We start from the raw sequence: 1,818 nt of genomic DNA on the forward strand, positions 1-1,818 counted from the left end.
GCCACGGGCGAGCGGGGCGGACAAGCGGACGGCGCGGCGCCCGGGACAGAACGTTTCGGTACCGTCCGGGTCGCACGCGCCGCCCGCGAGGCAGAACGTTCGGTCTCGCGCACGCGGGCCGCACGACCCCGGACGGGACGCGGCGGGCAGTGAGTGGGACGTCACGGGCGAGCTAGTGGCACGGCGCGCGGGACAGAACGTTCGGTACCGCCGACCGCCGACCGCCGACCGCCGACCGCCGACCGCCGACCGCCGACCGCCGACCGCCCGGACCGCCCGTGCGCCCAGGGGTAGAACGTTCGGTACCGCGTCAATGCGCCGTGCGACCTTGGGTGCCCTCCATCCCGGACGCCACGCCACCCCGGACGCCGCGCGATCCTGCCTGGGCCTCAGCGGCGGGCGGGCGGACAAGCGGGCGGCAGGGCGCGCGGGACAGAACGTTCGGTACCGCGCGCACCGGTCACACCGCCCACGGGGCAGAACGTTCGGTACCGCGCGCCGGTCGCACCGCCCACGAGGCAGAACGTTCGGTACCGCCCACGCGGACGCCGCACATCGCACCATCCACCGCCCCGGACCGAACGTTCTCCCTCGCCACTCCCGCCATCCCGCTCCCGCCGCCGACCGAGCGTTCTCCCTCGTCACCCCGCCCTTCCGCCCCCTCCCCAGACCGACCGTTCTCCCCCACGGCCGCACGTACGACGTCCCGGCGAGAGCGACCCCGTACCCTTGCCGGGTGACTCGCACCGACCCCCTGCTCGGCCCGGCCGACATCCGTGAGCTGGCCGCCGCGCTCGACGTACGTCCCACCAAGCAGCGCGGGCAGAACTTCGTCATCGACGCCAACACCGTGCGCCGCATCGTCCGCACCGCCGAGGTGCGCGAGACGGACACCGTGGTCGAGGTCGGTCCCGGGCTCGGTTCGCTCACGCTCGCGCTGCTCGAAGTCGCCGCCGACGTCACGGCCGTCGAGATCGACGGCACCCTCGCCGCCGCGCTCCCCGCCACCGTCGCCGCCCGGCTGCCCGAGAAGGCGGAGCGCTTCCGGCTCGTGCACTCCGACGCGCTGCGTGTGCGCGAGCTGCCGGGCCCCGCGCCGACCGCGCTCGTCGCGAACCTTCCGTACAACGTCGCCGTCCCCGTCCTCCTCCACATGCTGGAGCACTTCCCGAGCGTCGAGCGGACGCTCGTCATGGTGCAGGCCGAGGTCGCCGACCGGCTCGCGGCGCCCCCCGGTTCGCGCGTGTACGGGGTGCCCTCGGTCAAGGCGGCCTGGTACGCGCACGTCAAGCGCGCCGGGTCGATCGGGCGCAGCGTGTTCTGGCCGGCGCCGAACGTCGATTCCGGGCTCGTGTCGCTCGTACGGCGCGAGGAGCCGCTGACGACGAGCGCGAGCCGTCGCGAGGTCTTCGCCGTCGTGGACGCGGCCTTCGCGCAGCGCCGCAAGGGCCTGCGGGCCGCGCTCGCGGGCTGGGCGGGCTCGGCGGCGGCGGCCGAGGAGGCCCTGCGCGCCGCCGGGGTGTCCCCGCTGGCGCGCGGCGAGTCGCTCACCGTCGAGGAGTTCGCCCGCATCGCCGAGCACAAGCCGCGGGCAGATGCCCCCGCCACCGCGCCGCAGTCCGAGAAGGAGACCCCCGCGTGAGTCCCGCCGCCGTCACCGTCCGCGTGCCCGCGAAGGTCAACGTCCAGCTCGCGGTCGGCCCGGCCCGGCCCGACGGCTTCCACGACCTCGCGAACATCTTCCTCGCGGTCGGCTTGTACGACGAGGTGACCGCCACCCCCGCCGCGCCCCGCGCCGCCACCCCCGCCGCGTCCCGC

At 75.7% G+C, this 1,818-nt stretch carries 1 protein-coding gene and 1 pseudogene; both read left to right on the forward strand.

From position 1 onward, the window contains the following. The first annotated feature begins 736 nt into the window (after positions 1 to 736). Positions 737 to 1,642, forward strand: a complete 906-nt coding sequence (rsmA, locus tag SSBG_RS17275; RefSeq protein ID WP_008747385.1) for a 16S rRNA (adenine(1518)-N(6)/adenine(1519)-N(6))-dimethyltransferase RsmA — start codon at positions 737 to 739, stop codon at positions 1,640 to 1,642. After that, positions 1,639 to 1,818: pseudogene (locus SSBG_RS17280) on the forward strand (4-(cytidine 5'-diphospho)-2-C-methyl-D-erythritol kinase); the annotation flags it as partial. The gene rsmA and the pseudogene SSBG_RS17280, both read left to right, overlap by 4 nt.

Source organism: Streptomyces sp. SPB074 (genome assembly GCF_000154905.1).
GTDB lineage: Bacteria > Actinomycetota > Actinomycetes > Streptomycetales > Streptomycetaceae > Streptomyces.